At 41.5% G+C, this 14,728-nt stretch carries 13 protein-coding genes; 10 read left to right on the top strand and 3 right to left on the bottom strand.

Annotated features, from left to right (window positions below; all coding sequences use genetic code 11):
• The first annotated feature begins 4 nt into the window (after positions 1 to 4).
• Together HMPREF0623_RS05995 and HMPREF0623_RS05990 are read left to right on the top strand one after the other, a co-directional pair.
• Positions 5 to 211, top strand: coding sequence for a DUF1659 domain-containing protein (locus HMPREF0623_RS05995; RefSeq protein WP_002832563.1), 207 nt, complete (start codon positions 5 to 7; stop codon positions 209 to 211).
• 55 nt (positions 212 to 266) lie between these two features.
• On the top strand, positions 267 to 494 hold the full coding sequence (locus HMPREF0623_RS05990) for a DUF2922 domain-containing protein (protein WP_002829466.1): 228 nt from the start codon (positions 267 to 269) through the stop codon (positions 492 to 494).
• Between the two features lie 134 nt (positions 495 to 628).
• Here the strand turns inward: HMPREF0623_RS05990 and HMPREF0623_RS05985 are convergent, their stop codons facing one another.
• The 3 genes from HMPREF0623_RS05985 to HMPREF0623_RS05975 all read right to left on the bottom strand — a co-directional run bounded on the left by HMPREF0623_RS05985 (position 629) and on the right by HMPREF0623_RS05975 (position 4,326).
• Positions 629 to 1,669 (bottom strand): aldose epimerase family protein, encoded by a 1,041-nt coding sequence (locus HMPREF0623_RS05985; RefSeq protein WP_002832562.1) that lies wholly within the window; start codon positions 1,667 to 1,669, stop codon positions 629 to 631.
• Between the two features lie 10 nt (positions 1,670 to 1,679).
• Positions 1,680 to 3,035: a sugar porter family MFS transporter gene (locus tag HMPREF0623_RS05980; RefSeq protein ID WP_004166330.1), complete on the bottom strand. Its 1,356-nt coding sequence runs from the start codon at positions 3,033 to 3,035 to the stop codon at positions 1,680 to 1,682.
• A 130-nt stretch (positions 3,036 to 3,165) separates the two neighbouring features.
• Positions 3,166 to 4,326, bottom strand: a complete 1,161-nt coding sequence (locus HMPREF0623_RS05975) for an ROK family protein (protein WP_002829471.1) — start codon at positions 4,324 to 4,326, stop codon at positions 3,166 to 3,168.
• Between the two features lie 260 nt (positions 4,327 to 4,586).
• Here HMPREF0623_RS05975 and xylA point away from each other — a divergent pair, with 260 nt between their 5' ends.
• The 8 genes from xylA (at position 4,587) to HMPREF0623_RS05935 (ending at position 14,547) form a co-directional block, all read left to right on the top strand.
• Positions 4,587 to 5,927, top strand: a complete 1,341-nt coding sequence (gene xylA, locus HMPREF0623_RS05970) for a xylose isomerase (protein ID WP_004166327.1) — start codon at positions 4,587 to 4,589, stop codon at positions 5,925 to 5,927.
• A 64-nt stretch (positions 5,928 to 5,991) separates the two neighbouring features.
• On the top strand, positions 5,992 to 7,497 hold the full coding sequence (xylB, locus tag HMPREF0623_RS05965) for a xylulokinase (protein WP_036671315.1): 1,506 nt from the start codon (positions 5,992 to 5,994) through the stop codon (positions 7,495 to 7,497).
• A gap of 99 nt (positions 7,498 to 7,596) precedes the next feature.
• Positions 7,597 to 8,508, top strand: a complete 912-nt coding sequence (locus HMPREF0623_RS05960; RefSeq protein ID WP_004166325.1) for an AraC family transcriptional regulator — start codon at positions 7,597 to 7,599, stop codon at positions 8,506 to 8,508.
• Positions 8,509 to 8,610: 102 nt separating this feature from the next.
• Positions 8,611 to 10,071 carry an MFS transporter gene (locus tag HMPREF0623_RS05955; protein ID WP_004166324.1) on the top strand — a complete coding sequence of 487 codons (1,461 nt, stop codon included), beginning with the start codon at positions 8,611 to 8,613 and terminating at the stop codon, positions 10,069 to 10,071.
• Positions 10,072 to 10,099: 28 nt separating this feature from the next.
• A complete protein-coding gene (locus HMPREF0623_RS05950) occupies positions 10,100 to 11,716 on the top strand; it encodes a glycoside hydrolase family 43 protein (protein WP_004166323.1) in 1,617 nt (538 codons plus the stop codon).
• A 230-nt stretch (positions 11,717 to 11,946) separates the two neighbouring features.
• Positions 11,947 to 12,159, top strand: a complete 213-nt coding sequence (locus HMPREF0623_RS05945; RefSeq protein WP_002829482.1) for a P8 family protein — start codon at positions 11,947 to 11,949, stop codon at positions 12,157 to 12,159.
• A 445-nt stretch (positions 12,160 to 12,604) separates the two neighbouring features.
• Positions 12,605 to 13,807: a GGDEF domain-containing protein gene (locus HMPREF0623_RS05940; protein WP_002832557.1), complete on the top strand. Its 1,203-nt coding sequence runs from the start codon at positions 12,605 to 12,607 to the stop codon at positions 13,805 to 13,807.
• 11 nt (positions 13,808 to 13,818) lie between these two features.
• Positions 13,819 to 14,547, top strand: coding sequence for an EAL domain-containing protein (locus HMPREF0623_RS05935; protein WP_002832556.1), 729 nt, complete (start codon positions 13,819 to 13,821; stop codon positions 14,545 to 14,547).
• The last annotated feature ends 181 nt before the right edge of the window (positions 14,548 to 14,728 follow it).

Here is a 14,728-nt window from a genome sequence, read left to right as displayed (position 1 = left end):
TGAAATGCAAAAAACTTGGTTAAAGACGGGAATCAACTTCACAATGGAAGGAGCAGGACACGATAAGAAGGTGCGCCGTTCCTTTGCCAACGTGGATAAAGACGTCAGCGCCGTACAAGTGGAAGAATTAGCACGGGCGCTCGAAATGCTTTTGGATGATGAAGTGACGGAAGCACAAGTCGTCACCACGGAGCAAGTAACTTTAAATTAAAATAATCAGAACGTTGATTTATATATCGCATAAAAATAAATGGGAGGTTCATTTGATGAAACAACTAGATTTAGAATTTTTGAACGCTGCGGGAAAGACGCAACACTTGAAGTTAAAGTATGCAAAACAAGACCTCGACGAGGGTACGGTACGTTTAGCAATGGAAAAGATGATTGACACTAAGCTTTTCCAAAAAGAAGGCCAATTGCTTTATGTGACCCCCAAAGCAGCCCAATACGTGGAAACCTTGCATGAACCAATTTTCGATGACAATAAACTATAGAAAATAAGCAAAGCGGTTAGGAAGAACCAGATGGTCCTTTCTAACCGCTTTTTTGTAGAATGCGTATAAAACGCTTCTGGCTTGGCACATTAACAAAATGTACCAAGTTATTTTATTAGAAATAAAGGGAATATTTAAATTTCTGAGTACTGATAAACCGTCTGATAATCCACCACTTGATGTGCTGGAAGCACTATATTACCAAAGTTAGTATGGTGAACGCTGTCTGGGAGCGTTTGGGTTTCTAAGGCAATCCCTTGATAAGGATGGCCGGCTCCGTTTGTTAGGGGCATATCCGCGGTGAACGAATTAGCAGTGAAAACTACCAGACCCTTTCGTGCAGAATAAATTTTAACTTGACGATTAGCCGTTGGTGCTCGGAGTACCGCTGCGGGAGCAGGCACCTCATTATCGACTACGTAGACATCGTCCAACCCCTTTTCAGTAGTATCTTGTAAGCCGTTGATACAGCTAGCTAAGGGTTTAAAATGGCTGAAGTCAAACGGAGTACCAACCGTTGCCTTGAATTCTCCCGTAGGTAATTTTTGCTGATTAACCGCTAACCGTTCGTGGCTATTTAACTGGAGCTCATGATCTAAAATATCAGCATTTCCCGTCAAATTAAAATAAACGTGGTTAGTAGGGTTGAATAACACGGGTTGGTCGAATGCCTGACCGTGATACTGGATAATTACCTGATTGAGATTATTCAACGTGTAGGTGATTGCCACCTTTAAGTCACCAGGATAACCGTCACTTTCAGCTTTAATAGAATTTTCAAACGTTACGCTTGCGGAATCAGTTTTGGTCTGGGTATCGAAGCTCCAGTTATAACTATGAAAACCACGAGGTCCACCATGTAAATTGTTTGCTCCCTCGTTTTGCGGCAGTTGAATTAGCTGTTCACCTTGCGTAAAGCTCCCTTTACTAATCCGTCCGCCTGTCCGACCAATACTCATTCCTAAGTAAAATGGGTTTTGATAATAGTCAGCAGTATGGGCAAAATTTAAGATTAAATTGTCATTACTGCAAGTAGCTGAACTAGGAACTAAGAATTCGTGCCACAATGCACCTTGCGATAATAGCGAGATTTGGACTTGACGGTCGTTAGCTAGCGTAATCTTTTTTACCGACTTGCCTTGGTATTCGTCAAAATCATCAATATTTACTTTCATGATTTTGCTCCTAATCCTCAACCCGTTTGTCGTTCTTCCGCAATTCTGCTTCAATATCTTCTAGCGAGCGGTTACGGGTTTCAAAGACTTTAGCGTAAACAAACCACATTGCTAAGAAACAGAGGGCGGCATAACCAATAAAGAGGCTGCCTTTTCCAAACATGTTTAGCAATGATGGGAAGGTTAACGAAACGACCGCATTCGCAGTCCAGTTAACAAAACTACCAAATGAATTTCCTAATCCCCGAATATTTAGCGGGAAGATTTCACCGATCATTACCCACATTACAGGTCCCCAAGTTGCAGAGAAGACCGCAATATAAACGGTCATGGCGACTACGGCAATTACCGCTGCAGTAAACGAGCTGTGGGAGTATTTAAGTCCGTAACTCATTACTAGCAACGAAATCCCCATAAAGAAACCACCCCAGAAAAGCATCTTTCGGCGATCAATTTTATCCATAATTGCTACTGCCACGGCGGTAACGATTACGTTAAAGATTCCAATTCCAATATGTGCAATCAACGCAGCATTAACCCCAAATCCAGCGTCAGTGAAAATGGTTGGTGCGTAGTAAAGTACGGTATTGCATCCCATTACCTGTTGGAAAATGGTTAAGCCAATCGCAATGATTAACGCTGGTCGAACGAACTGACTAAATAATTCTTTTAACCCACCCTTTTCAAGTGTAGCCTGTTCTTGAATTTGGACGAGTTCTTTATCAACGACCGCTTGATTATGGTTATTCATCTGTCCTAAAACATGCTTAGCTTCTTTGGTATCACCCGTTTTAACTAAGAAACGGGGACTTTCTGGTAAAACTAATCCTCCAAGGAAGAGCAATGCGGAAGGGATGGCGGCAAAACCAAGCATCCAGCGCCAACCAGTGTACATCCCAGAGAATGTGTAGTTGGTAATGTAGGCGATCAAAATTCCGGTCATTACCATTAATTGGAAGAGGCTGGAGACAGTTCCCCGTTTTTCTGCTGGCGCTAATTCCGCTAAGTAGGTTGGAATTAATGCGGAAGCTGCCCCAACGGCCATCCCTAAAATGATTCGCGATAAAATTAACGTCCAGAACCCAGCAGCAAAAGCTGAGCCGATTGAACCTAAGAAGAAAATAATTGCAGACAATAGTAGTAACTTCTTACGACCAAAGCGGTCTGAAGAGGGCCCAATAATTACCGAACCTAACATGGCGCCTAGGAGGACGGCACTAACGACCCAGCCTTGTTGCCAGGCGTCCAAGTGCATTTGTTTTTCAATGAATAGTATGGCGCCGGAGATTACCCCGGTATCATAACCAAACAGTAAACCACCTAAAGCACCGAAGAAATATATGAAACTTGCGGATACTTTTTTCATTAGTTATTCCTCATTCCTAAATATATTGGCAGTTAGTTGTCTGAGAAAACTAATGTAAATTGTAAACACATTAATTAAAACATATATTTCTAAAAATGCAAGCGGTTCCAAAAAATAATTTTCGAATAATTTAAATTTTCATCTGCAGGTGGTAGTGCTCAAGCCCCAGTAGATGGTGAGTTAGCAACGATGCACCTCCATATAATGGAGCGTCTTCAATCATCTGTGAAAGCTGTATTTTAGTTGGCGAATTAGCCCCAGCGAGCTCCTCATATTTCCTAATTATTTTAGTCATCAACTGCGGAATTTCACCGATAATTCGCGACTGTAAACTAACTAGTTCGGGGCTGAAGATTTGACTGACGTTGAAAAGCAGGTAAACCACGGCTTCGGTGAACTCGTTCATGATTTTAATGGCTACCTGATCATCGGCCCGATAGTATTCAAGGAATTGCTGGCGATCAACGTAAGGGGTTCGTTTTAGCTGCCCAAATTTTTTAATGATTGCGTCTTCACTATATAATTTTTCGATTTTCATCGTTGGACTAGAAGCAAAGCCAGGGAAAAATAGGGAACGACCAATTTCACCTGCTCGCCCTAATTGGCCGTGGTAAAGGCGGTCGTTAATAATAATTCCAGCGCCGATCCCATTGTGGACATCTAGTGCAATTAGGTTTTTAAACTTGTGATCAGTCATGTAGTCCCGGGTAGCGATGGCCGCTAGATTAGCTTCATTTTCGATAAAAACTGGAACGTGGAATTCTGTAAGGCTCTGTGCTAAGTCCACATTTTGCATGTCGATAAAGGGCGAATCAATGATTTGGTTATGGTCAACAATGCCATTAATGGCAACTGAAATTCCCATTAATTGGTGTTCAGCAGTTGGAATTGAAATTGAACGAATCCGCTCCTTCATGATTTCGACAATTTCATAAATATCTTTATCGATTACCGGGATGGAATAAAAAGAAATCTTCTCCCCGGTCAACCAGTTGGTCATCATCCGTAAATGATGGTGTCCGAGTTCGAAACTCACGGTGTAACCATAATGACGATTAAATTTAATTAGAATAGGGCGCCGTCCCCCGCTTCTAGAACTATCGCCGTGTCCAATTTCTCGCACATAACCCATCCGGTTCAGAGTCGCGTATAGGGACGAAATGGTTGATTTATTTAGCTTTAAATTATTTGCAATTTCAATGCGCGAAGTTTTCGGGTGATTAAAAAGAAATTGAAGCATTAATTTAAGATTTAAATCACGCATCGCATCTTGGTTAATTGATTTAGCCATATGTTGTATATCTCCTGTTTTTAAAAATTGTAGCACCGGGTTCGGTTTCCTACCCAAAAAACACCTCAAGAGGCGCTCAAAAACCCTTAGAAGGCTGAATAAGCCGAAATAAGCGATGATACAACTAGTATCTTATCAGAAAAGTAAAAAAGGCAATTGATTAAAAAGGACTTGCAATTTAAAAAGAAAGGGTTTACATTAATCGTGCAGGTTAGTTGTTTGAGAAAACCAACTGGATTTTATGAAAGAAGGATGTACAAATGTCATTATTTGATCGCAAAAAAATGGAATATGTGGGTAACCAAGCAGGTTTAAAAGCAGGAAATGGATTTCACTACTATAATCCTGACGAAGTAATTCACGGAAAGAAAATGAGCGAGTGGTTGAAGTTCTCCGTAGCATATTGGCACACAATGGATCAACGTTTAGTTGACCCATTTGGAGACGGAACGGCTCAACGCCCATGGGACAACATTAAAGATCCAATGGAACAGGCCTTGGCTAAGGTTGATTACATGTTTGACTTCTTAGATAAGATGAACATCGAATACTTTGCGTTTCATGATCGGGATTTGGCTCCGGAAGGTGAAACCCTTCGGGAAACTAACGCCAATTTGGACAAGGTAGTGGATAAGATTGTTGAAAAAATGAAAGAAACGGGTAAGAAAGTTCTTTGGAATACGTCCAGCTTATTTACCAACCCGCGTTTCGTGGCTGGTGGCGCAACCGCACCATTTGCTGACATTTTGGCATATTCCGCGGCCCAGATTAAACACTCGTTGGAAATTGCTAAACGGGTAAACTCACGCAACTACGTCTTCTGGGGCGGTCGTGAAGGTTACGAATCATTATTAAATACTGATATGAAGTTGGAACAAGATCACATTGCGAAATTCTTCCGGATGGCTAAAGATTACGCTAATGAAATTGGCTACACTGGTCAATTTTTATTGGAACCTAAACCAAAGGAACCAACTTCACATCAATACGATACGGACGCCGCAACCACGATTGCCTTCTTGAAGACGTACGGTTTAGATAAAGACTTTAAGCTAAACCTTGAAGGTAACCACGCTTATCTAGCAGGCCATACCTATGAACATGAAGTTCGAGTAGCTCGTGACGCAGGATTGTTAGGTTCCTTAGATGCCAATATGGGTGATAAATTGATTGGCTGGGATATTGATGAATTTCCTAACGATGTAATGGAAGCTACCTTAGTTATGTATGAAATGCTTAAGAATGGTGGTTTACCAACTGGTGGGTTGAACTTTGATGCTAAACCAAGACGGCAATCATTTACTATGGAGGATTTATTCTTAGCACACACTGCAGGGATGGATACCTATGCCGCAGGTTTGCGGGTAGCTGCTAAGTTACTTGAAGATCACGTTTTGGATTCCGTAATTGAAGATCGTTATAGCTCCTTCAAGTCCGGGATTGGTGCAGACTTTGAAAATGGCAAAGTCGACTTTACTGATTTTGAAAACTATATCATCGACAAACCACAATCAGAATTAATTGCCGCAACCAAGTCTGGCCATCTAGAACAGTTGAAAGCAACCATCAATAACTACATGTTCACTGTGTTAGGAAAATAAACATTAATTAAACACTAAGAGGGTGGCGTGGGCCGCCCTTTTATTATCAGGAGAGGTGGATATCATGCAAGTAGTTTTAGGGGTTGATTTAGGAACCAGTGCGGTTAAGGTTTCGGCAGTTGACCAAGCGGGCAAAATTGTCGCCCAACAAAGTAAGGAATATCCCTTGAGCCAGCCCGAGCCGGGATATAGTGAACAAAATCCGGAAGACTGGGTAATGGGGACGACCGTTGCAATTAAACGGTTGATTGAGGTAGACAAAATTAAGCCAACGGATATCAAGGGGATCAGTTATTCAGGACAGATGCACGGATTGGTCCTCCTGGATGATCATCACCAGGTTTTACGTCCGGCAATTTTATGGAACGATACGCGGACTACTCAACAATGCAAAGAAATTTTGGATGTAATGGGAAAAGACTTTATTAAGATCACTCGTAACGTGCCACTCGAAGGATTTACTTTGCCGAAATTACTGTGGGTCAAAGAACACGAACCTCAGATTTTTGAGGAAGCAGCTACGTTCCTTTTACCCAAAGATTACGTTCGTTATCGCATGACCGGCAAGATTGCGATGGAATATTCTGACGCAGCCGGCACGGTAATGTTGGACGAAGAAAATCGAAAATGGAGCTCCCAAATTGCGGAAGCATTCCAACTACCGATGGAAATTTTCCCTCCATTAATCGAATCGATCGGGTTTGCAGGAAAAATTAGCGAAACCTACGCATCGTTTTCAGGATTAAGTACGGACACTCAGGTTTTTGGTGGAGCAGCTGATAATGCGGCTGGCGCGATTGGTGCGGGAATCCTTAATACTAGCCAAGTGCTATCCTCAATCGGAACCTCTGGGGTAGTTTTAAAGTACGAAGATAATGCGAAAGTTGATTACCAAGGAGCGTTGCATTTCTTTAATCACGCAATTCCTAATAAGTATTACACCATGGGGGTTACCTTGGCAGCTGGATATAGTCTGAGTTGGTTTAAGAAACGGTTTAGCAACGACAATAGTTTTACTGATTTTGTTAATGCGGCTAAAAAATCCACCGTGGGCGCGAACGGCTTACTATTTACGCCGTACATCGTTGGAGAACGGACTCCATACCCGGACGGCGACATCCGGGGGAGTTTTATCGGAATCGACGGCACCCATCGCAAAGAGGACTTCACAAGAGCAGTATTAGAAGGGATTGTTTTCTCCTTCAGGGACATCATGCGGATCTTTGCGGAGAAGGGCAGTAATTTCGATACGGTTGTTTCCATCGGCGGGGGTGCTAAAAGTGCTCTATGGCTACAAATTCAGGCAGATATCTTTAATAAAAAGGTGGTTACCTTGAAAAATGAACAAGGCCCCGGGCTCGGTGCAGCAATGATTGCAGCTGTAGGTGTGGGATGGTTTGGTTCTTTAAATGAATGTGCCGAAAGATTTGTTGCGTACGACCAGACGTACATACCTAACGCCCAAAACGTTAAAAAGTACGATGAGCTGTATAACCTGTATAAAAAAGTTTACGGACAAACGGCGGAAATTAGTCACGGATTAATGAATTACCGGCGTGAAATGTTGTAAGCAAAGTAAATAACCACGAATAAGGAGCGGAGAAAGGGGCGTTTTACCCAGATTTCCGCTCTTTTTTAAAATAATTTTTACCAGACGGGAGTGAAAATAATGGAGAAATTTATCCCAATTCCAGTTGTTGACGCAAGTTTATACGTTTTTGGCGGGCACATGCGGACGGTTCCCGGAGGATGGTCATTTTTTGAACAAAAACATCAGGCGTTTGAGTTGATGTGTGTGATCGATGGGTATCAAACCACCGAAATTAATCAATCTGTTTCGTATAGCTACGGTCCAGGAGACGTCATTATCATTGCACCGGGAACGTTGCATAAGAATTGGAATGCTAATCAATTTAACGATTTAACTTACATTACCTTTCATTTTAGTTTTGAAAATATTCGGTTAGAGTCAGAAATTATTCGTAATTTAGCCAACACGGTGATTTATGCTAAGTCAAAATTGGCACAGGAGTCGCTCAAAACGGCTAAAGAAATTGTTCGATATAGCGAACTAGGAAAACAGGGAGAATTAGGCAAAGATGAAGTTAACATCAAGATTCAGCTGTTCATGCTGAATTACCTCTATGATCTAAGCAAATTCATCGAAAATCACCCGGTGCATTGCAGTAACCGGTTCTCCGAACGGGAAGCAGAGGTTGCCCGTCAGATTGCAATTTTAATTGAAAATAACATCGGCAATCCGGAGAAATTTAATACCTTCCAAGATATTTGTAATGAAATCAAAATTAGTGATGGTTATGGTTACCGAACGTTCAAGAAGGTTTACGGGATGACGCCGCTTCATTATGTAGAAAAGCAGCGTTATCGGAAGGCTAAACTTTTGCTCAGTTACCTAGATTATTCGGTTGAAGATGTTGCTGAAATGGTGGGAGTGACCAATTCATCAATGTTTAGTAAGAGCTTTAAAAAATGGAGTGGACAAACTCCACGAGATTATCGCAAGCAATTAGGAAAGAAGCGGGTAGTGCGTTCTCTTAAAGATTCGGGTTATTTTGAATAGTCAGATTTTGACAAAAAATGGGTACAAAGCCTTCTATTATGGCAATTTGTAAGCGAATACAATGATGCTGTAAAACAATTTAGCTTTTAGGAGGCTGATAAGATGGCGAGTAACAACGACGTGGCGAAAGATGAGTTCGCTAAATTATCTTGGAAGGAGCGGGTGAGTTACGGTGCCGGCGACCTAGCCCAAAACCTGATTTTTGGGACGGTTGGCTCGATGCTGTTATTTTACCTGACAACGGTATTTGGAATTTCAGCGACGGTGGGAGCAACCATCTTCCTGATTGTCCGGTGGGTAAATGTTTTTTGGGATCCCTGGGTGGGAGCAGTGGTTGACCGTAGTCATTTTAAAAAAGGCAAGTACCGGCCGTTCATCCTATATTTTGGGATTCCACTGACGATTTGTGCAGCGTTACTATTTTTCCCAATTGAAGCAGTGCGGGGAAACGTAATCTATGCGTTTGGATCGTACTTGGCAACGGCTTTAATCTATTCGTTTGTTAACATCCCGTACGGCGCATTAAATGCATCGTTAACTCGGGACAACGATGAGGTTTCTGCCGTGACTACGGTTCGGATGACCGAAGCCAACATTGGTAATTTAATGGTTTACACGTTCTTGCCGTTATTTATCCAACTGGCTTCGCCAGACAAGCAACTTAAAGATATCGGATTATTTGGAATTAAATTGAATTTGGGGGATTACACTTCACCACATGCGGGCGGCGCATACTTTTCCGTAATGGCAATTTACATGATTATTGGGTTTGCGTTACTATTATGCACTTATTTTGGGGTTAAAGAACGGGTTTTGCCAACCCAGGAAGAAACCGACGCCGTTAAATATTCCGACTTGTTTGCTGAAATTAAACGTAACAAGCCGCTTCAAGTATTGGGAATGTTCTTTTTAATTGGTTTTACGTTTATGTTTTTTGGAAACACGGTTTGGCCTTTTTATATGCAATATAACGTTGGACACCCAGAATGGATGGCTTCAATTAACTTGATTGGTTCAATTCCTGGCATTTTCCTTGTATTCTTGTGGCCAATCGTCCGGCGTAAAATCGGTAAAAAACAGTTTTTCTACATTTTCTTAACGTTGTTTATTGTCGGTCAAATTATTTTATGGGTTTGGCAAATGCCGCAATTTAGGAACGCTACTGCGTTAGGTTACCTTGGACGCTTCCTACAACAATGGGGGATTACCTCAGCAACTGGTTACATGTGGTCGTTGGTTCCTGAAGTAGTTTCATATGGTGAATACCAATCTAAAAAACGGGTTGCGGGAATTATTAATGCAATTATGGGTCTTTTCTTCAAGATTGGATTAGCCTTGGGTGGAATTATTCCGGGCTACATTAACGCGTTCTTCCATTTTGATGGTACTAAGGCAGTCCAAAATTCCTCTTCACTAATGGGGATCCAATGGTCAATGATCTGGATTCCGGTTGGATTGGCAGTAGTAGCAATGTGGATTATGAGTAGGTATCCGTTGAGTGATCTTGACGTAAAGCAAATCAATTTAGAAATTGACCAACGTAAGACGCAAGGCGAATTATAAATCGTTTATATAGAAAGGATAAGTAAAAATGAAAATAGTTAATCCAGTATTACCAGGTTTTAATGCTGACCCTAGCATGATCAGAGTTGGTGACACTTATTACATTGCAAACTCCACGTTCGAATGGTTTCCTGGCGTGCGACTTCACGAGTCAAAAGATATGGTGCATTGGCAACTCTTGCCATCACCATTATCCACAACGACTCTTTTAGATATGAAAGGAAACCCTGCTTCTGGGGGGATCTGGGCGCCTGATTTGTCGTATGCAGATGGTAAATTCTGGCTGGTTTACACCGACGTGAAGGTAACCGAAGGTGCATTTAAAGACATGACCAATTACCTAACGACGGCAACGGATATTCGAGGACCATGGAGCGATCCTATTAAATTAAACGGGGTGGGCTTTGATGCTTCACTGTTCCATGATCAAGATGGACGTAAATATTTGGTTCAACAAACTTGGGATCATCGAGAATATCATCACCCGTTTGATGGGATCACGTTGACGGAACTTGACGTAACAACCATGAAATTAAAGCCAGAGACCGCGCGAACCATTTATCGCGGTACGGAAGTTAAGCTGGTTGAAGGTCCACATTTATACCAAAAAGACGGCTACTATTATCTATTTGCAGCTGAAGGGGGTACGGTATTTACTCACCAAGAGGTGGTTGCCCGTTCTAAAACCTTAGACGAAAACTCTTTTGAAACTGAACCAGACGGACCTTTCATCACTAATTTTGACACGCCCGATATGGAAATACAAAAGCAGGGTCATGGAGCACTAGTTAACACACCTAGTGGAGAATGGTATTACGCATCACTATGTGCGCGGCCATGGAATCACGCGAACGAATCCCGTCACGATCCCCGGGGGTGGAGTACTTTAGGCCGGGAGACCGCCATTCAAAAAGTAGAATGGGATGACCAAGGATGGCCAAGAGTTGTGGGCGGCCATGGCGGCCAGGTTGAAGTAGAAGCCCCTAAGGATGCGATTTTGTCCGCGGGTTCGGCTGACCATTCCCGCCACGACGAGTTTGACCAACCAGCATTGGATTTAGATTGGAATACGCTTCGAGTACCGTTCACGGCTAAAATGGGCCATACCGGGAAGGGTTATCTAGAGCTGGTTGGTCGCGGATCATTAGCAAGTAATTTTGACGTTTCGATGATTGCCCAACGCTGGCAGGCGTTCAATTTTACTGCGGAAACTAAGGTTAAATTTGATCCGTTTAGTTACCAGCAGATGGCCGGGCTAACTAACTTCTATAATGATAAACATTGGTCATGGGTCTTCCTTACGCACGATGAAAATCGTGGAAAAGTTATCGAAGTGGCTGAGAATAATCATGGGAACTACACTTCCTATTTGAAGGACCACGCCGTTAAGCTTCCTGACGATATTGATGAAGTTTGGCTGAGAACGCAAGTGGAAAAACAAACTTACTATTATGAGTACTCTTTTGATGGTCAGGAATGGCACCGGATTCCGGTTGAGTTAGATGCGGCCGTGTTATCAGATGACTATGTTTTACAAACTTACGGCGGATTCTTTACCGGGGCCTTCGTTGGACTAGCTGCCGTGGATTATTCCGGTTATGAAGTACCAGCACAATTTGGGTATTTTGATTATCAGGAAAAATAACGGTTAAGTTCAAGAAGTGGGAACGATTTAACGGTGGTTTCCACTTCTTTGGGTTTTAGGAGCCGATAAACCGTTATCATACCCGACAAATACACAACCAAAACAAACCGATTTTCTATATTAACAAATTGCCCAACCAGTGTTATAACAGAGTCGTGGGGTGCAATAATAAAATGAACGGCATGGTTAGATTTTAACCATGGTCACCCAGTTTATTGGAGGCTTTTATTATGGCAGAAACATTGAAGACACAACTTTTGGATAAACAAATGAAGGAAGTATTTGATTGGAGTGACGATTCAACTCCAGTACGTGATGCAATGTGGAACCACGTTATGGATTCGAACGGTCACAACACGGTTAAGACAATCGCGGAAGCCAAGAAGTGGGAAAGCATGAGCGATGCTGACCTAAAGAAGACCGCCGAAGATATGTTAAAGTAAGCACCTAAGCACCACTGTCTCGGACAGATAAAAATACCCTTGAAGCAGCGATATCTCGTAGCTTCAAGGGTATTTTTTATGCGCAAAAGTTGCACACTGAAAATAATACTTTGACAAGTTAATTTTTAATAATATTAACTTGCAAAATATCTAATAAAAATCGTATACTTAAGGACAGTGATTTAGTCGTCGGTATCGTGGAATTATGCACTTTTAGCGCCATGAAATTGACGGCAAAATAGATTATTGCAAAGATTAGTTTTTATTGGAAGATTAAGTTTTGATTTCGGCAATGTGGAATGTTAGAAATAAACCTTTGCATTTAGTGTGGGTAGGGGAGATTATGTATAATTTTCTTGCGCTAAACGAAGGATACCGGTTATTTTGTTGTTAACGACTACGTGGACGCCTTAATTAAAATAGCAAAAGAATAGGAGAAATTAAAATGCCTTTTAGTATGGTTGTAAGTCCAATTGGACAATGGTTTGCGCGTTTTTTTAGTTTTAATACGTTGATTATTGCTGCAATTACGATTGGTGTTTTATGCATTTTAACGTTGGTTTCGTACGGGATTGACCGCTTTTTTAGTCGATATGAAACTAACACAGTAGTTTATGAAGAGATTAGTTGGTTTGTCAGCTTGGCGATTGCGATGCTCTTTTTACAGGCAACTTTTGTGGCCCTCCATGCGGACATTGATAGTAGTCAATTGGGCTGGCAATACTCAAATGCCCAGTTTATTATCTTGTTTTATTGTTTATACATTGTGCATCGCAAAACGGTACTCTGGTTCAACATGGGGTTGCCGATTTATATTTATGGATTGGCAATTATTCGGCATCAAACGCAGTTTAATATTTTAAATTTGTTGGCGATGCTGCTTTTAATCGGGGTGATTTGGGTCATTTATCGCAACAGTGATTGGTTGATTGATAGTGCCTGGTATTATGGAACCCAGTTTTTATTTGGGGTTGCTTGGTGGTCGATTTTGAAAGGCATCCGTACTATGACAGTTAGCCAAGTACTTTTGCTAACTTTTGAATTTATGATGATGATGACAATTGTTCATTTTGGTAATATTGAAATTCGGGCTATGGTCAAGCGATACATGAAGTTAGAAAAGGATAACGGTTATGATTTCTTAACCGGGGTCCGCAATCGGCGAACCTTTAACGAAGTGGTCAATGAAGTTTTTGAAGTTTACTCTAATAATGATTTACCAGTTGCCATGGTGATGTTTGATATCGATCATTTCAAGCTATTTAATGATCAGTACGGACATCAAGTGGGTGACAATGTTTTGAAATACGTTGCTCAGCTATTTTCGGATGAATTATTTGAACGTAAAACTAACGCGCAACTTTTTCGGGTTGGTGGAGAAGAGTTCACGATTATTTTCCGGAACCGGACGTCCGCCGAAGCTGCTCCAATTGTGAAGACGATCCGTGATATTCTAGTTGAAAAGACTTTTGAAGTTAAAGACGACCTCAACGTCCGTGTTACAGTATCGATTGGGGTCACTGACCTTAAGAAAAGTGATCAAAGTGCCAAGGATTTTTATAAACGAGTTGACAAATATTTATATCAAGCTAAAAATAATTTTAGGAATAGTATGTCTGTAGAGGGGGATGTTTCGTCATTAAGTTAGAGAAGGATAGGTTGGCTGAATTAGAAGCTGCGGTGGTTAAGTTGTGTTTTTATGAACAACCAATCTTTGCGGTGGATAACGAAGACACCGAAGGAAAGCTCCAAGAGTATGAATTATTATTACGTGAAGCTGGAGAGGACAATAAGTTTCCAGCAGCCCTCTTTAAAGAATATATTCGGAATAACGAGAGTAATCGAATTTTCTGTAATTGGATGGCCAATGAATTAAAAGAGTTGGTAAAAAATAAGCCAAACCAATATTTTAGTTTTAACATTGACCCGCAACAATTATTGTATCCAAGCACTATCGAGGCTTTGAAGGCTTTAATTCCATACCAAAAGACCTTGATGGTGGAAATCACGGAAGCAATCCCAAGTAAACGGTATTTCGACCAGTATTACAATAATTCGATGATTGAGCCGATTAAGCAGGTGCATGATTTAGGATTCCGAATTGCAATCGATGATGTTTCTAGCGGAATGAACAGTTTTAATATTGTTCGTGAGTATGGTAAATATATCGACCGGATCAAGTTGTCATTGTTGCAATTACGCAACGTAAGTAAAGACCTAGTGCAAGAAACGGTGATGTTGTGGCGCTCAATGGCAATTGATAACCAGATTGACTTGATTATTGAAGGAATCGATAATCTCTCGGTAAGTGACTGGTTAGTAGACAATAGTATTAAGCTACAACAGGGATACTATTGGGGAAGACCGCGGGCGATTGAAAAGAATTAGAGCACGGAGCACCCGGGTAAGACTCGAGGATTTAACGATGTTACGGCCCCTAGTCGCGTTTTAGGCGATTAGGGGCCGTAATGTTGTTAACCGGAAAAAAATGGTGGCTGGAACATGTTTTGACTAGGCAGCTGAGAAGCAGATTTTCCTAAAAAAAGAGACTGAGAATATTTTTATCAGT

This window comes from Pediococcus acidilactici DSM 20284 (genome assembly GCF_000146325.1).
Taxonomy (GTDB): Bacteria; Bacillota; Bacilli; order Lactobacillales; family Lactobacillaceae; genus Pediococcus; species Pediococcus acidilactici.
This window is presented reverse-complemented; position numbering and strand designations above follow the sequence as displayed.